Below are 22,162 nucleotides of genomic sequence, written 5' to 3'. Positions count from 1 at the left end.
TCTAAACGATTCGCTCCACATTGCGAAATGCCATCACAATCAACGAATCTACTGCGGCTAGCCGCTCAAAGTGGCTTTGCTTGGGATTCAAAAGGATTTCGCCATTGCCCAGCTTGACTCCAACTAGCAGCAGAGGGTTATCGGCATGGCAGGCGCTGTACCCACTGATCCAACGACTCAGCTCTGCAAAAGTTCTGCCCTGGAGATGCTCTGGGTACCTCCCTGGCGCAATGAAATAAAATTCGTTTGAGTCGTCTGAGTAGGTGAGGAGCTGCTGGTAGACAACCGACATGTTCTTAAACACAGCGCTCTGAGCGATGATTCCTGAGCTGTAGTCTCGGGCCGAAATCAGTTCATCTACACCCGCTTCCTTTAGGTGCCGGCGGCGATCTAATTTCACCAGTTCTCCGACAACATGAATGTCTTTTTGATGCCCTGGTATCTGTTCGAGGTGTTTAATTGCCAGGGCAATCAGGGCATTTTTCTCATCGGGGCCTTCGCTTTCTTCATCAGCTAGCAAAATAACGGCTTTTGCCTGGGAGGCTTGCAGCCTTTCTAGCGTGGCGTGATGGGTGGGATCGGCCTGGATGAAGTGAACCTCGTCTCGCTCCTCAAGGTCGCTGCGGTCTTCAACTTCTGAAGCGGAAATCACCACGATATCTCTAGGATGTCCCTTATTTGCTTCAAGCAGCTGGTGGACGATAGCGGGTGCCTTTTCATTCCAGTTGCAGATAATGATGTGATCGTTGAAATGCTTCACAGCTTCTTTTCGGTGAAGGGCACGCGTGACAAAAAAGGATGAAACCCTGCCGACAATTGCTCCAAAAGCAAGGGTTCCAAAGACTAAAAGCAGCAGTTGGATAACCCGTCCGGCAATCGTCTCGGGCTTATCTGGATACTCGCCCATCAGCGTGATGATGGCGTCTTCTAGGACTTCCCAAACAATCCTTCTTGAGGTGAAGGCCCCTTCGCTCCACAGAAGCGAGAGGATTAAGCCAACTAAGAATAAGACAACGGCGATAAACCCCAATCTTAATCTCAGGCGGCCGTTTCTTTTTCTCATCACATCTGTAGGGTTGGCAGTTCACCAAGTAAGGATTCAATCAACAGCGGCAGGCAACCTGAAGTCTATCGCTGGTTGATTGAGAGAGTGCGATCGCACTCTCTCAATATCGAACATTAAACCCTATTGCCTGTCGCACTCGGGTTTGAGGGAACTGCGATCGCACCTTCCTAGCTGCCGCGTTTCCCGTCTAGCGAACTGGCAGATCTGGAAAGTTTAGAGAGAACCCTTTGATCCCCGCAAAGCATGGAGCAACACTTGCCAGCGGTGCCGCCAGGTCGGCATTCTAAACCAGTACGCCCAGCGGCGCACTAAGCTACCCAGCCAGCCCGTTAGCGTTAGGCCAAAGCCGCAGACTACGGCGTTATTTTGGCCTAGAGTGAGCATGGTGCCTAGGTGGTGATAGGTGAAGGGTTTGAGGGGGCGATTTGCGATCGCAGCCCACAAATTATGAGCCACGATCGGAGCCGCCTGAAAAGCGGCCTGAGCCGTCAGCGGCGCATAGCCCCGATCTGCCCAAGGCATCGCTGCCATATCGCCCAACACAAAAACCTCTGGGTACTCCGGCAGCTGTAAGGTTGGACGGACCAAGCACTGCCCCCGCTCGGTTGCAGGCACCCCATCCACGCTGGGCCAGTGGTAGGGGCTAGCGCCCACAGCCCACAGCACCAAATCAGCATTTAGAATCTGCTGCTGACCGCCCTGGTGATAGCGCATCTGATGAGCTTCGACCGCATCGACTGCGGCATCAAGGTGGATCTTGATGCGGCGGGAGCGAAGAGCCTTGAGGGCTGCCTTTTGTACTGGGATCGGGTAAGTTCGCAGCAGGGCCGAGCGGCGGTCTAGCAGGTGAATCTGCCCTCGGTGGCCTAAGCGATCCGCCAGTTTGCAGGCCAGTTCTACCCCACTAGGGCCACCACCCACCACCGCTAGCTGAATCAGCGGCAAGGGCGACTGTTCTAAAACCGTCAACCGCTGCTCCAGCTTGCGGGCATCTTCTAAGTTGGAGAAAGGCAGAGCGTGGCTTTTGACGCCGGGAGTTGCAAAGGTGCGCTGCCGGCTACCTAAGGCCACCACCAGATAATCGTAGGTCAACGGCTCGCCGTGGCGTAGGTAAACCCGACGGTGGGCCAGGTTAATGCTCTCTACCCAATCTTTTTGAACCCTGACGGAGGTTTTGGCCAAGAGCTGAGAGTAGGTAGGCGCTACTTCCTGCTGCCCCAACTCCCGGGTCAACAGCTCGTACAGCAAGGGAGTGAAGGTAAAGCGGTCGTGCGGTTCAACCAGGGTGATGCGGCAGGGGGTAGGATAGCTTTTTAGCCGCTGATGTAGAGCCAGGGCTGTGTAAAGGCCACCAAAACCGCCTCCCAGAACGCAGAAGTGGAGCCTTTGGGGCTTTTTGCCGCTGGGCTCAAAGGAGCGGGTATCGGTAGGATCTAGCCTTAAAACCATGCCTGACTTGTGATCCAACTAATGAATATGAATCAGAGGCGTTACCGCCTAGCTGCATCAGCCTCGCTCAAGAGACTGCGCCGTATTGAACACGCCTTTACTCAAGTTAACGACACTTATAGATTGGAGGGCAGCGGTGACAGGCCCATCCATAGATTGCCCTGCTAAGGGTTTAACAGCGCACGATGCAACGGTAATGGTAGTAGACCCGGTTTTGATGACTAATCTTGCTAAAGGTACAGATGCTGCCTCTGCTTTAACCGCCGGAACGCTTCATATCTGGCACCTACACCTGCAGGGGCTGGAGCCTTATTTAGAGGGTTGGGTCAGCTGCTTGTCCCCAGAGGAGCGCGATCGCATGAATCGGTTTGTGTTTGAGCGCGATCGCATTCGCTACGGGCTCAGCCGGGGCGGGCTGCGCCAGCTTTTAAGCCGTTATGTCAACTGCGATCCCGCTGGGCTGGGATTTGAGTACGAAACTAGGGGCAAGCCGCACCTGTGCATTGATGGACAGCGGGCCGATCTGCAGTTCAACTTGTCTCACTCGGGGGACTGGGTGGTGTATGGGGTGAGTTGCGATCGCGCCATCGGCATCGATATTGAGCAGGTGCGGCCCCTGAGAGATCTGCAGCAAATGGCTCAGCGCTGCCTCACCGCAGAAGAACTGCAGGTTTTTGAGCAGATCCCGGCCGAAGCAGCCCAGGCCCAGTTCTTTGAGTATTGGACCGGCAAAGAAGCCTTTCTAAAAGCCACCGGCCAAGGGTTGACCCGATCTATGTCTGATGTAAAAGCTGACTTAAGGGAAGGCAAAATCATTCCCCAATTCGGGACAATGGGGTGTGATCAGTCCTGGCATCTGCATCTATGGCAGCCAGAGGCAGGCTATATCGGGGCTACTGTCTATTCTGGAGTTCAGTGCCAGTGCCATCATCTGAGCTATTCCCCTGCGACCTAAGCTGACTTAAGGGAAGGCAAAATCATTCCCCAATTCGGGACAATGGGGTGTGATCAGTCCTGGCATCTGCATCTATGGCAGCCAGAGGCAGGCTATATCGGGGCTACTGTCTATTCTGGAGTTCAGTGCCAGTGCCATCATCTGAGCTATTCCCCTGCGACCTGGGCTAAACCTGGTTAAGCGCCAGGGTGCTTTTTGCCGCGCTGCCGCAGCATTTTTCCATAAATTCGGGGAACGTAGGACAGCTTGTTAAAAAACAAATTCCAGAAGTAGCCGTACTGGGGAAAGCCCTTGACCAACAGCGCGTCTGACACCACATGAAAGCGCGGCGGCTTTTGGGACGGATCACCCACCATAAACCGCACTTGAGCCGGTTCTGGCATCCAGTGGCCTACCACCGTTCCTTCTTGGTAAAAAGCCGCCTGCAAAAACAGTCCCATTAGGCGATCAAAGCCCCAGTTAGGAATCCAAGTCAAGGAACCACAGAGCACCGTTACTTTAGACAGCTCGGGCAGAACCTGCTGCACCTTGTCGTTACGCCAGACCTTATTGTTAAAGTTCTCGATATGGGGGCCGTGATCATCGGTGCGTTTAGTGAAGGGCCAAATTAGGTAGCGCCAGTCAAAGGAGCGCTGCAGGGGCGCAACTGGCACTTCTTGAAGCGTAGTCTGCCGATCGCTCTCACGCCGCGAAACCACCTCTAGGGCGGCAATATCGGGAATGGTGCCCCAGGGCTGACGGATCGCCTCCTGATCCTGGACTGGGATGCGCGCCTGCATTAGCCGGAGTCCCAAACTTTGGGGGAACTTAGCAAAGTATGCTTCGACGGGAGTGACTACGTCGGGGTGCACATAATCATCATCGTCTAGAGCCAGGACGTATTGGCCGTCAGCATTGAGCAACGCTAAAAAACGCTGCATCATTTCTCCCTTGTAAGGACTGATGAGGGACTTGACTCGGGGGTCTGCGATCGCACGCCGAGCCACCCCAGGCGGGTACACGAGCACAAACTGAACATCTCCCTTAACCGCCAAGAGCTGCTCTAGCCAGTAGTCGGAAAAGTTGCCCAGTGTGGGAGTGACAATAGACAGCAGCGGTTGCAAGCGACAGTCCCTGAAATCCGACAGCAATCACCCGCTAGTATAAAGGCTTTTAACCTATCTAGAAGCTTGCCGCTGTTTGCGATCGCACTAGCGATTTGAGGACAGAGCGGCGGTGCGATCAGGACTTTGCGATCGCCGGAAGGTCAGTAGCGGCGGGCGCAGGCACAGATAGGCCAATGGCCCAAATAAGGGGATCAGCGCTACCCACCAGAAGAGTGAGGAGTTGCTGGTCAAACCGCGCCGGGCCATATCGTCGCTCAACAACGTGGGATAGGGAAAGAGCACACAGAACAAGACAAAGGCCAGGCTCATGCCGTGGACAAACTTATTGCGCTGAAACTCAAAGAAGTAAGCAGACCAGTCGCCCCAAAACAGGGCAAAAGCCAGCAAAACCACCGTGCTGACAACCAGAGTAACAGCCGTAAATCGAGACTCTAGCAGAGACAGCCAGCCGTCTTTTGGCCCCAAAAATTCCTGATTAGGCTGCCGCAGCGCCAGATAAGGAATCAGTGCTAAAACGCCTGTTCCCACCGAGGCTAGCATAAAGGCCCAAGCCGGTAGCCGCTGCATTCTGCCATCGGGAAAAATCAGGCAGCTATAGATCAGCAGCCAGATTCCCACCAGGCTAAACAGGGAAATCAGCACTGGGTTGATCAGCGGTACTTGACCCGTTAGTAGCTGCAGCAACGGCTGTACCGTATCGGCAGGCAGAGGCGGCGCTATTGCCAAAACGTAGACAATAAAGCCCAGCCAAATCCCCCAGAGCACCTGTCCACGTCCCATAGTCCTCCTGTAGTTTTCTAAATTCGTCAATGCTTCTCGCTCCCATTGTTTGGGTTTGGGCAAAGGGCTAACACATTCCAAAGGCAGATTCGGTCAAAAGTCTAAAGCTTTGACTCAGCCAGCCCCCGATAGCCGTTTTCACTGATAGCGTAAATTAGATGGTTTAATCCTCTTCACACGACTTGAAAAGACAACTCACTAAATGCCCCACCGGCATCCGTGGCCTAGATGAAATCACCTATGGCGGGTTGCCCCAGGGCCGCCCTACGCTAATCTGCGGCCGGGCAGGCTGCGGCAAGACTCTAATGGCAATGGAGTTTTTGGTGCGGGGTGCAGAGGCCAACGAACCCGGCGTTTTTATCTCCCTGGAAGAATCAACTGACGAGCTGGCCCAAAACGTGGCCTCCCTGGGCTGGGATGTTGATACTCTAGTAGCCAAAAAGCTTCTCGCGCTTGACTACATCCACATCGAACGCACTCAGATCGAAGAAACCGGAGACTACGATTTAGAGGCTCTGTTTGTGCGGATTGGCTACGCCATTGACCGCATCCAGGCCAAGCGGGTCGTGATCGACACGCTAGAAACCCTCTTCGGCAATCTCTCAAATACGGCCTTAGTGCGCTCTGAACTGCGGCGGCTATTTCTCTGGCTTAAGGCCAAAGGCGTCACTGCCATCATTACGGCTGAAAGCGGTGACCATAGCCTGACTCGTCACGGCATCGAAGAGTTTGTCTCTGACTGTGTAATGGTTCTAGACCAGCGCATCCAGCAGGATCTCTCGACTCGGCGGCTGCACATTGCCAAGTACCGAGGCTCGCAGCACAGCTCTAACGAGTACCCTTTCTTGATCGAGAGCAACGGCATTGTGGTGCTGCCTCTGACCTCTGTGGAGCTAAACTACACAGTCTCTTCAGAGCGCATTTCTACCGGGGTGAAACGGCTAGATGGTATGTTGGGCGGCAAAGGCATCTACCGGGGCAGCAGCGTGCTGATTTCGGGCACCTCAGGAACCGGCAAAAGCTCCCTCAGTGGCCACTTTGCGGCGGCTAGCTGCAGTCGGGGAGAGCGCTGCCTCTACGTGGCTTTTGAGGAGTCGGCCAACCAGATCATTCGCAATATGCGCTCCATTGGTCTGGATCTAGAGACGCCCCAGCAGTCAGGGCTGTTAAAGTTTCATGCCCTGCGGCCCACATTTTACGGCTTGGAAATGCATCTGGTGAAGATTTGCCAGCTTGTACAGGACTTTGAGCCAAAAATGGTCATTTTTGACCCTATTTCTAGCCTTACCTCAGCCGGGCTGTTCCATCACATTCAGTCTTTTTTGATGCGGCTAGTGGATTTCCTCAAGGCTCAGGGGATTAGTATTGTGCTGACCAATCTAACAACGGACGGCACGCCACTAGAGTCAACTGACGTGGGGATTTCATCGCTGATGGATACCTGGTTGCTGCTGCGAGATCAGGAAACCAACGGTGAGCGCAATCGCCTGCTGTTTGTGCTCAAGTCTAGGGGCACCCATCACTCCAACCAAGTGCGAGAGTTTCGCATGACGAGTCAGGGGATCGAAATGCTGGACGTCTATCTGGGGCCAGACGGCATTGTTACTGGCACGGCCCGCCTAGTAAAGGAGGCGCAGGCAGCGGCGGAGGCTGTGGCCCGGCAACAGGCCATCGAGCGCAAGCAGCATGAGATCGAGCGCAAGCGACTGATCATGGAGGCGCAAATCCACGCATTACAGGCTGAGTTTGAAGCTGAAAAAGACGATATCGATCGCTTAGTCGAGCAGGCTCAGCAGCACGAAAGCCAACTTTTACAGGAGCAGCGATCGCGAGCTAAGTACCGATATGCCGAAGACACCCTGAACCCCAAGAATTACACCTCCTGACCACAGCACCCGCAGGGAAATCAATGTCTATATTTGATCGAAAATCTCAGCCTCCCTCTTCACACCAGAGCCCAAACCAGGAAGTTCTAGACTATCTAGCTAAACAGGAAATGGAGACATACGTGCTGCGTCTGTATGTAGCTAGCAACAGCTTGCGATCGATGCGAGCCATCCAGCGTATTCAAAAGCTTTGCGAAGAGCGGCTACCGGGGCGCTATGAGCTAGAAATTGTTGATATCTACCAAGACCCAGAGCGGCTGGAGCAGGATCAGGTCTTTGCAGTGCCCACGCTCATCAAGCAGCTACCGCCCCCGCTGCAGCGCCTAATTGGCGACATGACCGACATGGATAAGCTGATCAGCTGCCTAGACATTTAGAGGCCGGCTCACAGCCCTCGCCCGGAGGCACTGCGCTTCAGGTATTGCCCCATCATGCCGGCATGGCCTAACCACTGCTCTCCGTCCTGAGCGTAACCTGTGCTAGGTAGCCGCTTTGTAGGCAGCCCATCCGCCGTACTCAGAGATGTCGGGCCAGCCGTGCTCTTCAATGAGTGCTTGGGGGTAGAGAAATGCGATCGCAACCCCCCCATCCTCTAGATCCACCTCATGGGGGTACATGTTCGGCGGCTCATTGCTAGCCAGGTAGTCATACTGCTCAGCTGTCATCTCATACAGCTCACCCGGAATCGAAATACCGCCTGCTTCCACCCCATAGATACCAGGGTGCCAGCCATTGCCCACTGCATGGAGCCGGTACTTAGGAGCCGTCTTAGCCTCTCGGACAAAGCGAGCAGACTGCAAATTAGCGTGGTCAGGCTGTCCCTGTAGAGCAGAACCACAGATAAAAATGATCTTAGAACCAGATAGAGAAGTGCTCATAGAACAGATTGCAACGCGAGGGTGAGGTTAAAACTGGATTGAAAAAAAGTAAACCTTGCCAAGCATATCGATGTGCTTAAACTGCTGCTTGTAAAAGAATCTTGATAACTCAAAGCATTGATCTAGCGTTATTTAAGATGACTAGCAAGGCGTTCGGCATACTGTATACAACAATACAGTAAGGCATCAATCTTAGGTTTTGAATAGGGAGGTTGCTGTTAGTCTCTCCGATTAGCAACTCCATTTAGATAGATTCCTGGCGCTGACACGATTTCTGGCTCAAATATTCTTTAACTGAGCTAACCGAAATTCCCAGACAGCGTTTTCCCTTTGGTACTTCATCATGCAAGACACACAAGTCATTTCCAGCCTCTCAACCGGCCCAGTGCCCGATTCACTGGTTGCCGAGGCCAGAGGGGTAGCCCTGCGATCGGTCACCAAAAAATATGGCCCCGTAACTGCCGTCAAGGAGTTGACTCTAGATGTGCCTGCCGGAACCTATTGCTGTTTGCTAGGCCCCAGTGGCTGCGGCAAAACCACCACCATGCGGATGATCGCAGGGCACGAAGAAGTTACCAGTGGCGACATCTACATCGGTGATCTCAAAATCAACGGCCTGCCGCCTGCCCAGCGGAACACCGCCATGATGTTTCAAAACTACGCCCTTTTCCCCCACAAGACCGTTTGGCAAAACGTTGAGTTTGGGCTCAAGATGCGCAAAATGCCCGAGGCTGAGCGCCGGGAGCGAGTGGGTGAAATGCTGGAACTTGTCGGCCTCACTCAATTTGCCCAGCGCAAGCCCCAAATGCTTAGCGGCGGGCAGCAGCAGCGAGTGGCTCTGGCTCGGGCCTTAGTCACCCGGCCCCAAGTGCTGCTCTTAGATGAACCGCTCAGCGCTCTAGACGAGTCTTTACGGGTTAAAACTCGGGGCGAACTGCGTAAGCTCCAGCGCCAGTTTGGCATGACCTTCATTCAGGTCACCCATAACCAGGATGAAGCCTACTCCCTGTCCGATCAGATTGTGGTTATGGATCATGGCCGCATCGACCAGGTCGGCACGCCCCAAGAGATCTTTTCCCAGCCCACTTCCCAGTTTGTGGCTCGCTTTACAGGCGACAACAACATCTTCCCCGGCCAGGTTATTAGCGCGGTTCAAGACACCCAGGGCTATCTAGTTCAGGTAGAGGCAGAGGGCTTAGGTTCGCTGCTCTGCCGGGGTGAATTTGCCCAGCCAGGAACAACGGCTGCCTGCTGTGTTCGCGCCGACCGCCTGCACCTGCAGTCCTTAGAAGCGGCCACAGTCTCCGGCCCCATGCCTGCCACCAATCGGGTAACGGCTCGCATTACCGCTATCGAGTTCACGGGCTACATCACCCGAGTATCCCTGGCTCTGGAAAAAACCGGGATAGAAATCCTCTACAAAGCCAGAACCACCGACTGGATGCAAGACCCCTTGAATGAAGGCCAGGTCGTAGTGCTCGACTGGGCTGCGGAAGACTGCGTCTTTTTGCCCCATTGACTCTGCCCTTCTACAACAAAAGATTTTCATCTCAACCCTTCACCCACTATAAAGAACATGGCAAAGATTTCCCGCCGTAACGTCATCCGTACTGGTCTTGCTGCTGGAGCCTTTTTGACTGCAACTCGCTGCGCCTCATCCCCGAGCGGCACTCCCAACAACCCGGCTCCTGGTCCTGAAGTCAACACAAATCAAACCAAAGATGTCACTCTGCGCCTAATTGGAACGGGCGTTTCTCAAATCAACGAAATCCGAGACAAGGCTCAGGAAGACCTCGGCTTTAAGCTAGAAATGCGGGCTTTGAGCACTGAGGAAAACAACCAAATCGCTATCACTCAGCCCAATCAGTACGACATCTTCGATGGGGAATATTTCAGCCTGCCTCTGGTAGTGCCCTCCGGCAACTTGAAGCCGATTGAGATTTCCAGAATTAAGGACTACGACAAGATCGTTTCCTTCTTCACCCAGGGCAAATTTAACGGCATGCCTGTAGAAAACTCCCAGGGCACAGCTCCTTATCGAGTGATGTACCTGACTGGCCCAGACTCTAAGGAGTTTGCCACCTCTCCCACCGATTACGCTACGCTGATTCCCTTTCAGTACAATGCCGATACCCTAGGCTATCGGCCCGATCTGGTCAATCGCCAGATCGAGAGTTGGGGCGAACTCTTTAATGCCGAGTTTAAGGGCAAGACCTCGATTATCGACATCCCTCAAATCGGTATTATGGATGCGGCCATGATTGCTGAGTCGCTGGGGCTGATGACCTTTGGCGACAAAGGCAACATGACCCGCACCGAGATCGACCAGATCACCGACATCCTCAAGGAGCAGAAGCGGGCAGGCCAGTTCCGGGCTTTCTGGAAGACCTTTGATGAATCGGTTAACCTGATGTCTTCCGGTGAGGTGGTGCTGCAGTCGATGTGGTCCCCAGCAGTGACTGCCGTTAAGTCTAAGGGCGTCGAGTGTGTTTATGCACCTCTTAAAGAGGGTTATCGGGGCTGGGGCGGCGGCATTGGCCTCTCCAAGAACCTGTCGGGCATTCAGCTCGATGCCGCTTACGAGTACATCAACTGGATGCTCGACGGCTGGGTAGGGGCTTTCCTCGGTCGTCAGGGCTACTACAGCGCCGCGCCAGAGAATGCCAAGAAGTTCATGAGTGCTGAGGAGTGGGACTTCTGGTACGAGGGCAAGGCTGCCGCCAAAGACATGGTTGATCCCTTCGGCAAAACCCTAGAGAAATCTGGGGCTGTTCGCGATGGCGGCTCCTTCAACGAGCGGTTTGGCAATATCGTCTGCTGGAACTCCACTATGGAGGAAAACACCTACCTGGTGCAAAAGTGGAACGAGTTTATCGCTGCCTAAATTAGCTCATCTAGCGGCTGTTTAAAAAGGCATTTTCAGCATGCTTACTGAGTAAAGATCCCCCCAATTTCCCCTACAAAGGAAACTTTTAACTCCCTTAAAAGGGGAGCAGGGGGGATCCAGTAAGCTTTGCTATTTCCTAAATAGCCGCTTGAATCCCTAGCGTGTTCTCCAAGATTGCTTCGCTTTGTTCGCAATGGCTGCGCTGTATCTGCGCAAGCAGCGGAGCAAGTTCTTAAAAAGAGCACCTGTTTCTAATCTCTCCCAATCGTGAATTAGCCAGAGCCATGTCTCAAACTTGGAAAGTTCTCAAGCCATACCTGCTGATCACGCCCCAGTCTCTAGTTTTTCTCCTGTTTCTGGTCTTTCCCATCTTGCTAATTGGGGTTGTGAGCTTCTGGGAGTTTAATGGCTACTCCATGACCCCAGCCTTTACCCTGGACAACTACATCGGCCTTTTCAGCTCCGATGTCACCTTGAGAACCTATCTCAATACCTTCAAGTTTGTGGCTTTGGTGTGGCTATTTACTCTGCTGATTGGTTATCCGGTGGCGTATTTTCTGTCGTTTTACATTAAGGATTTGCGGTGGCAGATCATCCTATTTCTGGTTTGCACCATTCCTTTTTGGACTTCGAACATTATTCGGATGATTTCCTGGCTGCCCCTATTGGGGAGAGAAGGACTCGTCAACCAGCTATTGATGGGGAATGGTTTAATCAGCAGCCCGTTGGAGTTTCTGCTGTACTCAGACTTTGCGGTGGTGCTGGGGATGGTGCACCTCTACATCATTTTCATGATTGCTCCCATCTTCAACAGCCTGATGCGGATTGACCGGGATCTGGTTACAGCGGCTCAAGATATGGGCGCTTCTGGGTTTGCCACCTTTAGAGAGATCATCTTGCCGCTATCAGCTCCAGGAATTGCGATCGGCTCTATCTTCATCGTCACTTTGGTGATGGGCGAGTTTGTTACGGTGAGGCTAATGGGGGGCGGTCAGGCGGCTTCGGTTGGCAAACTGATTCAAACTCAGATCGGCAGCTTGCAGTACCCTCTGGCGGCGGCTAACGCCATGATTTTGCTGCTGGTCACTCTGACGATGGTGATCTCGATTTTGCGGGTGCTAGATATTCGTAAGGAACTTTAGCAGCCTGTCTAGTTGAATTATCCGAGCTGTTTTCTGAAGGCTGAGACTTTCTGACAACCTAGCTCCGCCAACCCTAACTCGTCCCACGAAACTCTTCTAACGGCCGTTTCCTCCCATGCCCAAGCGATCTCCTGCGTTTTACGTTCTCGCTGCCTTCTTTGCGCTGTTTGTGCTGTTTCTCTACGGCCCGATGGTCACTATCTTTATCCTGTCTCTACAGGGGCCAGATGGCACGCTGACTTTTCCGGTACGGAGCTTTGGTTTTTACTGGCTAGGGCAGGTGTTTCAGGAGCAGCGGGTGGGCAACTTTGTGGAGCCGTTCCAGCGATCGCTCCTGTTGGGTCTCTTGATCATGGTGCTGACGGCAGCGATCTCGGTAATGGCCAGTATGGCCTTTCGGCAGCGGTTTAAGGGGTCAACGGTGCTCTTTTACCTAACGATTGCTAGTCTGATTGTGCCGAGCATCTTGATCTCTCTAGGCATTGGGGTAATGTTTCAGGTACTGGGCTGGGATACTAACTGGCTGACCTCGGGGATGGGAGCCCACTTGACCTGGGTACTGCCGATCGCATTTTTGATCATGATTGGTATTTTCAACCGCTTTGATCCCTCCTATGAGGAAGCGGCTCGGGACTTGGGAGCGAACGATGCCAAAACGTTTTGGGGCATTGTGCTGCCGCTGATTGCGCCCAGCCTGATTGGGGTGGGGCTGTTGACTTTTACCCTGTCCTACGATGAGTTTACCCGCACGTCTTTGATCTCAGGCCAGTACAACACGCTGCCTCTGGAGATCTTCGGTATGACGACTAACGTGACCTCGCCTGCGCTTTATGCACTGGGGACGCTGACTACTTTGTTCTCGTTTTCGGTGATTGCGATCGCATTTTTCTCCTTCACCCTAATTTCCCGCCGTCAGCGACAATAAAGCTGTTGCACAACAGCATGGCATGGCTTCTCAGTGGGAACGGCTGCTCAAAAACACAGGTACCTGGATAGGCTCTTTCACCCAGCTCTCGCCAACCGGGGAACAGCTCAGCGACACCCCTACCGAAATAGCGCTCATCCCCCAGGATCAGGGCCAGATGATGCGGCAGGAGATCCGTAAAAGACCCCCTGGCGGCCCCCCTCAAGAAACGGTGCTGGAGTATCGCTCGCTGGGTAAAGGCGTTTTGTTTTGCGAAGATGGGGCCTTTTCCCAGGGATCAATCCAATGGAGCCCCTTCGGCGATTTTGGCGCTGAGCTGGGCCTGATCCAGGGTCAAGAAAGGCTGCGGCTGGTGGAAATTTTCAAGGGCGAGCGCACCCTCAGCAGCCTCACCCTGATTCGAGAATACCTTCAGGGCACTCAGCCACAGTCCCGCCCACCTGTAACCGTCGATCAGCTGCTGGGCACCTGGGAGGGAGAGGCCGTCAGCGTGTATCCCGACTGGCAGCCCGAAGACAGAACCAGCACCCGCCTAGAGATTCAGCCAGCCGGCAGTGATCAGATTCAGCAAACCCTTCAGTTTGGGCAAGCTCCCCCCATTCAGTCCCTAGGGCGCATCAGAGAGAACGCGCTGCAGTTTGACCAGGGTAGCCAGCCTGTAACCGTTCTGATGTTGCCCGATGGAGCCTCTGCAACCTACCCAACCCAAATCGAGGCTGGCAAGCCCCTGTTTCTCGAAGCAGGCTGGCTCATTCAGCCCGACCTGCGGCAGCGGCTCATTCGGGCCTACAGCAGCCAGGGCACCTGGGTCAGCCTCACCTTAGTGACCGAGCGCAAGGTCGCCTAAGCGCTTTCCTTAAGCACATCAGTGAGGATGCCAAACATCTCATCAATGTGCTGCTTCTGCAGCATCAGCGGCGGCGACAGGGCAATGATGTCTCCAGTCGTGCGGATCAGCAGACCTCGCTCGTAGCACTTGAGAAAAATATCAAAGGCGCGGGCGGTAGGTTGACCCGAAATTGGCTCTAGCTCAATGCCAGCCACAATGCCCAAGTTACGCAGATCAATAACGCCCGGAACGGCCTTGAGAGAGTGAACAGCCTCTTCCCAGTAGGGAGCCAAGTTACGGGCATTTTCAAACAGCCCTTCCTCCTGGTACGTGTCGAGGGTCGCCAGCGCCGCCGCACAAGCTAGAGGATGGCCTGAATAGGTATAGCCGTGGGGCAGTTCAATGGCGTTGTCAGGGCCATGCATAAACGCTTCATGAATTTCGTCCCGCACAAAAACGGCTCCCATCGGCACCGTGCCGTTACTGATGCCTTTAGCAACCGTGATTAGATCAGGCACCACCCCAAAGTAGTCGGCGGCAAAGGGCGTTCCCAAACGACCAAACCCCGTAATCACCTCATCAAAAATCAGCAGAATGCCGTATTGGGTGCAGAGTTCTCGCAGCCGCTCTAGATAGCCAACCGGCGGCACTAGCACCCCGGTGGAACCTGCCACAGGCTCTATGATCACCGCAGCAATATTGGAGGGGTCGTGGAGCTTGACCAAGTTCTCTAGCTCGTCTGCCAGATGCGCTCCCCAAGCCGGAACGCCTCGGCTAAAGCTGTTGTGCTCCAAATTGTGAGTATGCGGCAGATGGTCAACGCCCGGAATCAAGCTGCCATATAGCTTGCGGTTGGGGCCAATGCCGCCCACCGAAATGCCGCCAAAACCCACTCCGTGGTAGCCGCGCTCCCGGCCAATCAGGCGCTGGCGGGTGCCCTCTCCTTTAACCCGGTGATAGGCCAGGGCAATTTTAAGGGCCGAATCTACAGCCTCAGAACCAGAGCTGGCAAAAAAGACATGATTCATCCCGGCGGGGGCAATTTGGGCTAGGCGATCGGCCAGTTCAAAGGGACCGGGGTGACCCATCTGAAAGGTCGGGGCAAAATCTAGCACCGCCGCCTGCTGCTGAATTGCCTCTACGATGCGCGGACGGCAGTGCCCAGCATTGACACACCACAGCCCAGCCGTGCCATCGAGAATCTGGCGGCCATCGTGGCTAGTGAAGTGCATGTCCTTCGCCGCCACCAGCATGCGGGGATGGGTCTTAAACTGGCGGTTGGCGGTAAAGGGCATCCAGAAGGCGTTGAGATCCGGCAAGACGGTCTGAGGAGACATCATCAGTTCAGGCAAGCTAGGGATATGCAGACCAGCATAGAAGAAATTTTTGGGATAGGACTGTTGCCACCACAACGGATTTCTCCTACGGGGAGGACTGCTCGGTGATCATGGCCTGGAGCACCCGCGCTGGATCAATCCAGGTGCCTTTGTATTTCAGGCCCCAGTGGAGGTGCGGCCCAGTGGTGCTGCCGGTCATGCCGACACGGCCAATCTGCTGCCCGGCTCTAACCTTAGCGCCCTGCTGAATTTCGATGCCGCCCTGGCGGTCTACCAAAACGCGATCGCCATCGACTTCCCACACGATATGGCCCTGCATATGACAATAGATATGGAGCCAGTCTCCTGACTTGACAATGGCGGAGGTACCGCAGGCAGTGTCATCAGAAACTTCAATAATGGTGCCATCCCACCAGCTGCGGATGTAGCTGCCTAAGGGGGCCGCAACATCAAGGCCATAGTGAAAGCGGTAGCCGCCGTAAGGATGCTGGCGGTAGCCAAAGGGGGAGGTATAGGCCGCAAAGTTTTCTACTGGAAACGAAGCCCCCTGCCAAGGTTTTGGCTGGGCAGGGGCAGGTTGAACAGCAAGCTCATCGGCAACCCCCCACTCGGCGTAACGGCTCAGTTCGCCGACTCCCCACACTAAAATGCCCAGCACTAGCAGCCAACGACAGCCTGCTGCTGAGTATGTACGCCAGATCGCCTGCCGGAACCGCTCTGCCATTGCCCTAGCCCATCGGTTTATTCCTTAAAATAGTACATCTGTACTGAGAACTTGTGTCCTTAAATACTTGAGTTGGAAAAAATCAGCCTGAACTCAGGAAACGTCATCAACTCTGGATTAAGCCGGGCCCAGTAGAACGGGTTGGGGACCGAGAAAGCATCTACAATATTCTGGATTTCCGTGAATCATCTCTGGTGACTACAGCCTATGCCCCGTCGTGAAGACATCAAGAAAATTTTGCTGATCGGATCTGGGCCAATTGTCATTGGTCAAGCCTGTGAGTTTGACTATTCGGGCACCCAGGCTTGTAAGGCGCTGCGGGAGGAGGGCTATGAAGTAGTTCTAGTCAACTCCAACCCGGCCACTATCATGACCGACCCAGAGATAGCTGATCGGACCTATATTGAGCCGCTTACCCCAGAATTGGTAGAGCGGGTTATTGCCAAGGAGCGCCCCGATGCGCTGCTGCCCACCATGGGCGGCCAGACTGCGCTCAACCTAGCCGTGTCGCTCGCTAAGAGTGGCGTTTTAGAGAAGTACGGTGTTGAGTTGATTGGGGCCAAGCTGCCCGCCATTGAGATGGCGGAGGACCGCAAGCTGTTTAAAGAGGCGATGGAGCGCATCGGTGTAGGCGTGTGTCCGTCGGGCTTAGCAGAGACGATGGACCAAGCCAAGGAAATTGGGGCTCAAATTGGCTCCTTTCCTCTGATCATTCGCCCGGCCTATACGATGGGCGGCACTGGCGGCGGCATTGCCTACAACCAGGAGGAGTTTGAGGAAATTGCCCGATCCGGCATTGATGCCAGTCCGGTATCGCAAATTCTAATTGAGCAGTCGCTGCTGGGCTGGAAGGAATACGAGCTGGAGGTCATGCGCGATCTGGCCGACAACGTAGTGATCATCTGCTCCATTGAGAACCTGGACCCAATGGGGGTTCACACTGGAGACTCGATCACGGTGGCTCCAGCCCAAACGCTGACCGATAAAGAATACCAACGACTGCGGGATGCTTCGATCAAGATCATTCGCGAGATCGGGGTAGAGACAGGGGGCTCTAACATTCAGTTTGCGGTGAACCCAGATACGGGCGACGTCATCGTTATTGAGATGAACCCACGAGTGTCGCGCAGTTCTGCTTTGGCTTCTAAGGCGACGGGTTTTCCCATTGCCAAGTTTGCCGCCAAGCTGGCAGTGGGCTACACCCTTGATGAAATTCCAAACGACATCACCCGCAAGACTCCGGCCAGCTTTGAGCCGACCATTGACTATGTGGTGACAAAGGTGCCCCGGTTTGCCTTTGAGAAATTCCCTGGATCTGAGCCCAACCTGACCACTCAAATGAAGTCGGTGGGCGAGGCCATGGCGATTGGTCGCACCTTCCAGGAGTCACTGCAAAAGGCGCTTCGGTCGTTGGAAACTGGGCGAGCAGGCTGGGGCTGCGATCGCAACGAAAAACTCCCCACTATCTCCCAGATCCGAGCTAGCCTGCGCACCCCCAATCCAGAGCGCATCTTTTCCCTGCGCCATGCCCTGCAGCTAGGCCAAACCGTCGAGGAGATTTTTGAACTCACGGGCATCGATCCTTGGTTTTTGCGCAAGCTTGCAGACCTGCTCGAAACCGAGAAGCTGCTCAAGCGCACACCGCTGCAAGACATCGACAAAGACCTGATGTACGCCATCAAGCGGCAGGGCTTTAGCGATCGGCAGATTGCCTACGCCACCAAGACCTCTGAGGATGAAGTGCGGGCCTACCGCAAGTCGCTAGGCGTCATTCCCGTCTATAAGACTGTCGATACCTGCGCGGCTGAGTTCGAAGCGCTCACCCCCTACTACTACTCCACCTACGAGGAGGAGAGCGAGGTACTGCCCTCTAATCGCCGCAAGGTGATGATTTTGGGCGGTGGCCCCAACCGCATTGGCCAAGGCATTGAGTTTGACTACTGCTGTTGTCATGCCTCCTACGCCCTGCGGGCCGACGACTTCGAAACCATCATGGTCAACTCCAATCCCGAGACCGTCTCCACCGACTACGACACCAGCGATCGCCTCTACTTTGAGCCGCTGACCAAGGAAGACGTGCTCAATATCATCGAAGCCGAAAACCCCGAAGGCATCATCATCCAGTTTGGTGGGCAGACGCCCCTGAAGCTGGCGGTGCCGCTGCAAAAGTATCTAGCAGCGCTACAGGGGACAGGGGAGACGTCTCCTGCGCTCCCCAGCTCTCCCGCCTCCACACGCATCTGGGGCACCTCTCCCGACTCTATCGATACCGCCGAAGACCGGGAGCGGTTTGAGCAGATCCTGCGGGAGCTGGACATTTTGCAGCCTGCCAACGGGCTAGCCCGCAGCTACGAAGAGGCCCTGAAGGTGGCCCAAGCGATTGACTATCCTGTGGTGGTGCGGCCTAGCTATGTGCTGGGCGGACGGGCCATGGAGATTGTCTACTCCGATAAGGATCTAGAACGGTATATGACCTACGCCGTCCAGGTCGAGCCTGACCACCCGATTTTGATCGACAAGTTCCTGGAGAACGCGATTGAGGTGGATGTGGATGCGATCGCAGATCAGAGCGGTAACGTCGTGATTGGCGGCATCATGGAGCACATTGAGCAGGCAGGCATTCACTCCGGTGACTCGGCCTGTTCGCTGCCCACCATCACCCTGAGTGATGGCCCCCTGAGCACCATTCGGGAGTGGACGATCAAGCTAGCTAAGCGGCTTCAGGTAGTGGGGTTGATGAACATTCAGTTCGCTGTTAAAGGCGATCAGGTCTACATTCTAGAGGCCAACCCCCGCGCCTCGCGCACAGTGCCTTTTGTCTCTAAGGCCACCGGGGTGCCCCTAGCCAAGATGGCTGTGCGAGTAATGTCGGGCAAAACCTTGGCAGAGTTGGGCGTCACCGAGGAGGTCATTCCCAAACACATCTCGGTCAAAGAAGCCGTGCTGCCCTTTGAGAAGTTTCCTGGCACCGATGCCATTTTGGGACCAGAGATGCGCTCTACCGGCGAAGTCATGGGCATTGATGTGGACTTTGGCAAAGCCTTTGCTAAAGCAGAACTGGCCGCCAACCAGCGACTGCCGCTCAAGGGCGCAGTTTTCATCTCCATGAACGACCGGGAGAAGGAGGCGGTGATTCCAATTGCTCAGGATCTAGCGGCGATGGGCTTTAAGCTAATCGCCACTACCGGCACACGCAAAACGTTGATGGAAAGCGGTCTGACGGTCAATCTGGTGCTTAAGCTGCACGAGGGCAGGCCCCACGTCGTCGATGCCATCAAAAACAACCAGATTCAGCTGATCATCAACACTCCGTCTGGCGGTGAAGCCCAGGAAGATGACCGTTCCATCCGACGGACAGCACTGGCTTACAAGGTGCCGATTATCACCACTATTGCGGGGGCTAGAGCTACCGCAGCAGCCATCCGCTCTTTGCAGCAAGAACCGCTGGATGTAAAGGCCCTACAAGACTATTTAAGGGTCGATGGATAGAAGCGACGTTTCGTAGGGCAAGCTAGACTAGAGATCGCTCTTGAAATCGACAGGTTTTTCCCAGCTAATTCTCATCGAATGAACCTGTTTTATCTCAATTAATGTCTGTTTTGACAGGTTGCTTTAAAGGGCCACTTATGGGGAAGTTCAAATATCTCCTTGTGAGGCTAACTAGCTCAATCTAGCAATCTTTAAAGATGGGCATTTTGTGACGAAATCTTGATGAGATCTGTCGAAAGTATGATTGCCGAGCATCAGCTATCCCAACAATAATAGGGATGCTGAACAAATTGTTAATTTTAATACTCTTTTCCACAGGTGACAGGTAATGGCACACGATTCTCAGGTTCAGAGACGAACCGCTTCTGCAGCTCAAGTGCAGGATGGTGAGGTTGATTTTGATCAGTGGGCAAAGGCGGTTCGCCAGCAGATGATCGAAGCTTTGAAGCGTCGCGGCAACTAGAGATCATCTAAGGCAGTACAGGAGTTGGGCAAGGAAGATCAATCGACACAGTCAAATCAACCTTGCCGCTCATCTACTGTTGATACTGTCCAAAAAGTCAATTTCAAAAAAGTAGAGACGTGCTGAGCACGTCTCTACTTTTTTGAGTGAGCTAAAGCTTAAATGCTGGCCAGTTCAGTCCAGTATTTGTCGTAGAGTTCAGTCGTGGCTTCGTCTAGAGGCGCAATGCTTTCGCACTTGGCTAGCACGTCATCAGATGGGAAGAGCGTTTCGCTCTCTTTTACCTCGTTGGAGAGCAGGCTAAAAGCTGACTCGTTGGGCGTGGCAAAGCGCAGTTTTTCCACAGCAAAGGCTGCATTTTCTGGCTCCATCATAAAGTTAATCCAGGCATAGGCTGCGGTTGGATTGGGAGCGCCTTGAGGAATGACCATTGTATCAGTCCAGACGGAGCTGCCGCCTTCAGGAATGATGTATCGCAAGTTGGGATTGTCGACAGGTAAAGCGTTGCCAACAATAGAGTAGGTCATTGACATCAGCAGGTCTCCGGCAACGAGCCGATCTTCCCAGCCAAAGGACTGAAAAGCTGCGATCGCAGGTTTCAACTCTCGTAGTCGGTTATAGGCTGCTTCAATCTGCTGAGGATCGGTGGCGTTGTAGGAGTAGCCTAAGGACTTGAGGACGGCTCCCATTGTTTCGCGCACGTCTTCCAACAGCGTAATTCTGCCTGAGAGCCTGCTCTGGTTGTCCCACAGGTAGTCTAGGTCTGTGGGGCCTGGGTTGATAACGGTCGTATCGTAGATCAGACCAGTGGTGCCCCAGCTGACCGGGATACTGTGCTGGTTATCTGGGTCGTAGGGCGGGCTCTGCCAACGGTCGCGCAGATTGTCTAGCCCTGTTAGCTGTGATTTATCAACTTCAGAGAGCAGATTTAGCTCAAGCATCTGCTGCACCATGTAGTCGGAGGGGTACAGGACGCTATATTGCTTGCCTCCACCCGCCTGCATCTTGGCCAGCATAGTCTCGTTGGAATCGTAGACGTCGGCGACGACCTGAATGCCCGTTCTTTCGGTAAAGCGCTGGTAGACCTCCTCATCTGAGTAGTCAGCCCAGGTGTAGATATAGAGTGGTTCGTCGGTGCCGGCGGAGCTAGCCTGGGAATCGGCTTCGGCCTCGGGGGCACCTGCCTGCTGCCTCTGACAGTTGGCTAGCGCCACCGTCGAAATCGCTGCCGCCGAGAAGTGCAGGAACCGACGACGGGAGGGGCTAAACAGATGCGATCGCACATTCCGACCAAACTGTCTGGAGCGCATGGGCAGTTCCTCAACTCACTTTTCCAGGGGTCATTAACAATACCACTCCATTTAGACTGGAGCAAAAACCCACTGCACAGTGTACTCGGCGGTTGAGGTCAGCGCAATTGGCCCCCTGTCTCTAGGCTGCTGAAGTCACCACTTCTGGCAACATATCCGTGCTCTGGAGAATGGTCACCAAATCGACCTCCTGCTCCAGCAGGCAGGCATGACCGCTCAACGGCAAGAGATGGGTCTGGGAACCGGGCAAAAATTCAGCCAGCCGCTTTGCCTCGCTAAGGGAAGGCAGCAGCCGATCAGCCTGACCCACAATAAACAGAGTAGGGTTGCGGAAAGTGTGGAGCGGCAGGTCTTCGACCCGAAACTGGCTGAGCAGAGCCATCCGCCAGGCGGCACTACGCTGAGAGACAGAGCGCATGGCCGTCAGAAGCTTGCTGCGGTTGTCGTCTGAAATGCGGTGCAGGGCTGCCAGCAGGGGCAGTAGGGTCAAGGTGCCCATATGGTAGGCCGAGGCTGAGACCCAGGGCGCAACGCTGGCCACCCAGCGGAACCAGGGCAACCGACCAAAAGAGGAGGCAGGGTTAATCAAAATCAACCGGTCGATCAAATCAGGGGCATGGGCGACTACCTGCAGCGCCAAACAGGCCCCAAAAGATTCGGCACAAAGGTATACCGGACGACCCTGACGATCCTGCTTGATCAGCTTGACCGTTTGCTGCACCAGCCCCTCCCAGGGCGTTTGGTCATCGGCTGGGATGACTAGGCAGCGAATGTCAAAGTACTGTCGCAGGCGTTGAGTTTGGTTTACGTACAGTGTGCCAGTACCATCCATGCCGGGCAAAAATACCAGCAGAGGATGGTTGCGATTTACTGGGCCAGGGCTGATCAGGTGGAGCGGCTTAATCGGTTTCAACATTCTCCCGAGGATAGGCAATA

The 22,162-nt window shown here is 54.4% G+C and carries 19 protein-coding genes; 10 read left to right on the top strand and 9 right to left on the bottom strand.

Features of this window, described 5'->3' with window-relative positions; all coding sequences use genetic code 11:
- Position 1: 1 nt before the first annotated feature.
- Both H6G13_RS13225 and H6G13_RS13220 read right to left on the bottom strand, forming a co-directional pair.
- Complete coding sequence (locus H6G13_RS13225) at positions 2-1,063, bottom strand: NAD-binding protein (RefSeq protein WP_190483685.1); 1,062 nt, start codon at positions 1,061-1,063, stop codon at positions 2-4.
- A gap of 216 nt (positions 1,064-1,279) precedes the next feature.
- The gene (locus H6G13_RS13220) at positions 1,280-2,515 is read right to left on the bottom strand and encodes an NAD(P)/FAD-dependent oxidoreductase (protein WP_190483684.1); all 1,236 of its coding nucleotides are present in this window, start codon (positions 2,513-2,515) and stop codon (positions 1,280-1,282) included.
- A gap of 217 nt (positions 2,516-2,732) precedes the next feature.
- Here H6G13_RS13220 and H6G13_RS13215 point away from each other — a divergent pair, with 217 nt between their 5' ends.
- Entirely contained in the window at positions 2,733-3,470 is a 738-nt protein-coding gene (locus H6G13_RS13215; RefSeq protein WP_190483683.1) for a 4'-phosphopantetheinyl transferase superfamily protein, read from the top strand.
- 176 nt (positions 3,471-3,646) lie between these two features.
- On the opposite strand, the gene H6G13_RS13210 is transcribed toward H6G13_RS13215, so the two are convergent.
- Together H6G13_RS13210 and H6G13_RS13205 are read right to left on the bottom strand one after the other, a co-directional pair.
- A complete protein-coding gene (locus H6G13_RS13210; RefSeq protein ID WP_190483682.1) occupies positions 3,647-4,573 on the bottom strand; it encodes a glycosyltransferase family A protein in 927 nt (308 codons plus the stop codon).
- Between the two features lie 87 nt (positions 4,574-4,660).
- Positions 4,661-5,356 (bottom strand): hypothetical protein, encoded by a 696-nt coding sequence (locus H6G13_RS13205; protein WP_190483681.1) that lies wholly within the window; start codon positions 5,354-5,356, stop codon positions 4,661-4,663.
- Positions 5,357-5,538: 182 nt separating this feature from the next.
- Between H6G13_RS13205 and kaiC the strand changes: the two genes are divergently transcribed.
- Entirely contained in the window at positions 5,539-7,242 is a 1,704-nt protein-coding gene (gene kaiC, locus H6G13_RS13200; RefSeq protein WP_190483680.1) for a circadian clock protein KaiC, read from the top strand.
- Positions 7,243-7,265: 23 nt separating this feature from the next.
- The gene (locus tag H6G13_RS13195) at positions 7,266-7,619 is read left to right on the top strand and encodes a circadian clock KaiB family protein (RefSeq protein WP_190483679.1); all 354 of its coding nucleotides are present in this window, start codon (positions 7,266-7,268) and stop codon (positions 7,617-7,619) included.
- A 102-nt stretch (positions 7,620-7,721) separates the two neighbouring features.
- On the opposite strand, the gene H6G13_RS13190 is transcribed toward H6G13_RS13195, so the two are convergent.
- Positions 7,722-8,120 carry a gamma-glutamylcyclotransferase gene (locus H6G13_RS13190; RefSeq protein WP_190483678.1) on the bottom strand — a complete coding sequence of 133 codons (399 nt, stop codon included), beginning with the start codon at positions 8,118-8,120 and terminating at the stop codon, positions 7,722-7,724.
- A 343-nt stretch (positions 8,121-8,463) separates the two neighbouring features.
- On the opposite strand from H6G13_RS13190, the gene H6G13_RS13185 reads away from it, so the two are divergent.
- The 5 genes from H6G13_RS13185 (at position 8,464) to H6G13_RS13165 (ending at position 13,921) form a co-directional block, all read left to right on the top strand.
- The gene (locus H6G13_RS13185; RefSeq protein WP_190483677.1) at positions 8,464-9,639 is read left to right on the top strand and encodes an ABC transporter ATP-binding protein; all 1,176 of its coding nucleotides are present in this window, start codon (positions 8,464-8,466) and stop codon (positions 9,637-9,639) included.
- Positions 9,640-9,696: 57 nt separating this feature from the next.
- A complete protein-coding gene (locus tag H6G13_RS13180) occupies positions 9,697-11,004 on the top strand; it encodes an extracellular solute-binding protein (protein ID WP_190483676.1) in 1,308 nt (435 codons plus the stop codon).
- Positions 11,005-11,291: 287 nt separating this feature from the next.
- Positions 11,292-12,149: an ABC transporter permease gene (locus H6G13_RS13175; protein WP_190483675.1), complete on the top strand. Its 858-nt coding sequence runs from the start codon at positions 11,292-11,294 to the stop codon at positions 12,147-12,149.
- Positions 12,150-12,264: 115 nt separating this feature from the next.
- Positions 12,265-13,074: an ABC transporter permease gene (locus H6G13_RS13170; protein ID WP_190483674.1), complete on the top strand. Its 810-nt coding sequence runs from the start codon at positions 12,265-12,267 to the stop codon at positions 13,072-13,074.
- A gap of 22 nt (positions 13,075-13,096) precedes the next feature.
- The gene (locus tag H6G13_RS13165; protein ID WP_190483673.1) at positions 13,097-13,921 is read left to right on the top strand and encodes a DUF3598 family protein; all 825 of its coding nucleotides are present in this window, start codon (positions 13,097-13,099) and stop codon (positions 13,919-13,921) included.
- On the opposite strand, the gene H6G13_RS13160 is transcribed toward H6G13_RS13165, so the two are convergent.
- Complete coding sequence (locus H6G13_RS13160) at positions 13,918-15,240, bottom strand: aspartate aminotransferase family protein (RefSeq protein ID WP_190483844.1); 1,323 nt, start codon at positions 15,238-15,240, stop codon at positions 13,918-13,920. The genes H6G13_RS13165 and H6G13_RS13160 overlap by 4 nt on opposite strands.
- Positions 15,241-15,325: 85 nt before the next feature.
- Entirely contained in the window at positions 15,326-15,964 is a 639-nt protein-coding gene (locus tag H6G13_RS13155; RefSeq protein ID WP_190483672.1) for a M23 family metallopeptidase, read from the bottom strand.
- A gap of 207 nt (positions 15,965-16,171) precedes the next feature.
- On the opposite strand from H6G13_RS13155, the gene carB reads away from it, so the two are divergent.
- Together carB and H6G13_RS29155 are read left to right on the top strand one after the other, a co-directional pair.
- Positions 16,172-19,453: a carbamoyl-phosphate synthase large subunit gene (carB, locus tag H6G13_RS13150; protein ID WP_190483671.1), complete on the top strand. Its 3,282-nt coding sequence runs from the start codon at positions 16,172-16,174 to the stop codon at positions 19,451-19,453.
- A gap of 328 nt (positions 19,454-19,781) precedes the next feature.
- Positions 19,782-19,916, top strand: a complete 135-nt coding sequence (locus H6G13_RS29155) for a hypothetical protein (protein WP_277882512.1) — start codon at positions 19,782-19,784, stop codon at positions 19,914-19,916.
- A 158-nt stretch (positions 19,917-20,074) separates the two neighbouring features.
- Here H6G13_RS29155 and H6G13_RS13145 read toward each other — a convergent pair whose 3' ends face one another.
- Together H6G13_RS13145 and H6G13_RS13140 are read right to left on the bottom strand one after the other, a co-directional pair.
- Positions 20,075-21,226 (bottom strand): spermidine/putrescine ABC transporter substrate-binding protein, encoded by a 1,152-nt coding sequence (locus H6G13_RS13145; RefSeq protein ID WP_190483670.1) that lies wholly within the window; start codon positions 21,224-21,226, stop codon positions 20,075-20,077.
- Between the two features lie 121 nt (positions 21,227-21,347).
- Positions 21,348-22,142: an alpha/beta hydrolase gene (locus H6G13_RS13140; RefSeq protein WP_190483669.1), complete on the bottom strand. Its 795-nt coding sequence runs from the start codon at positions 22,140-22,142 to the stop codon at positions 21,348-21,350.
- Positions 22,143-22,162 lie beyond the last annotated feature (20 nt).

It is taken from the genome of Pseudanabaena sp. FACHB-2040 (assembly GCF_014696715.1).
Classification (GTDB): domain Bacteria; phylum Cyanobacteriota; class Cyanobacteriia; order Phormidesmidales; family Phormidesmidaceae; genus JACVSF01.
Note: the sequence above shows the minus strand (reverse complement) of the source record. Positions and strands in the feature narration are given on the sequence as shown.

What these genes read in the sequence shown, in the direction of transcription:
- H6G13_RS13225 (WP_190483685.1), bottom strand. Translation starts at nt 1,063, where the DNA reads ATGAGAAAAAGAAACGGCCGCCTGAGATTAAGATTGGGGTTTATCGCC.
- H6G13_RS13220 (WP_190483684.1), bottom strand. Translation starts at nt 2,515, where the DNA reads ATGGTTTTAAGGCTAGATCCTACCGATACCCGCTCCTTTGAGCCCAGC.
- H6G13_RS13215 (WP_190483683.1), top strand. Translation starts at nt 2,733, where the DNA reads ATGACTAATCTTGCTAAAGGTACAGATGCTGCCTCTGCTTTAACCGCC.
- H6G13_RS13205 (WP_190483681.1), bottom strand. Translation starts at nt 5,356, where the DNA reads ATGGGACGTGGACAGGTGCTCTGGGGGATTTGGCTGGGCTTTATTGTC.
- H6G13_RS13195 (WP_190483679.1), top strand. Translation starts at nt 7,266, where the DNA reads ATGTCTATATTTGATCGAAAATCTCAGCCTCCCTCTTCACACCAGAGC.
- H6G13_RS13190 (WP_190483678.1), bottom strand. Translation starts at nt 8,120, where the DNA reads ATGAGCACTTCTCTATCTGGTTCTAAGATCATTTTTATCTGTGGTTCT.
- H6G13_RS13185 (WP_190483677.1), top strand. Translation starts at nt 8,464, where the DNA reads ATGCAAGACACACAAGTCATTTCCAGCCTCTCAACCGGCCCAGTGCCC.
- H6G13_RS13180 (WP_190483676.1), top strand. Translation starts at nt 9,697, where the DNA reads ATGGCAAAGATTTCCCGCCGTAACGTCATCCGTACTGGTCTTGCTGCT.
- H6G13_RS13175 (WP_190483675.1), top strand. Translation starts at nt 11,292, where the DNA reads ATGTCTCAAACTTGGAAAGTTCTCAAGCCATACCTGCTGATCACGCCC.
- H6G13_RS13170 (WP_190483674.1), top strand. Translation starts at nt 12,265, where the DNA reads ATGCCCAAGCGATCTCCTGCGTTTTACGTTCTCGCTGCCTTCTTTGCG.
- H6G13_RS13165 (WP_190483673.1), top strand. Translation starts at nt 13,097, where the DNA reads ATGGCTTCTCAGTGGGAACGGCTGCTCAAAAACACAGGTACCTGGATA.
- H6G13_RS13160 (WP_190483844.1), bottom strand. Translation starts at nt 15,240, where the DNA reads ATGTCTCCTCAGACCGTCTTGCCGGATCTCAACGCCTTCTGGATGCCC.
- H6G13_RS13155 (WP_190483672.1), bottom strand. Translation starts at nt 15,964, where the DNA reads ATGGCAGAGCGGTTCCGGCAGGCGATCTGGCGTACATACTCAGCAGCA.
- carB (WP_190483671.1), top strand. Translation starts at nt 16,172, where the DNA reads ATGCCCCGTCGTGAAGACATCAAGAAAATTTTGCTGATCGGATCTGGG.
- H6G13_RS29155 (WP_277882512.1), top strand. Translation starts at nt 19,782, where the DNA reads ATGGCACACGATTCTCAGGTTCAGAGACGAACCGCTTCTGCAGCTCAA.
- H6G13_RS13145 (WP_190483670.1), bottom strand. Translation starts at nt 21,226, where the DNA reads ATGCGCTCCAGACAGTTTGGTCGGAATGTGCGATCGCATCTGTTTAGC.
- H6G13_RS13140 (WP_190483669.1), bottom strand. Translation starts at nt 22,142, where the DNA reads ATGTTGAAACCGATTAAGCCGCTCCACCTGATCAGCCCTGGCCCAGTA.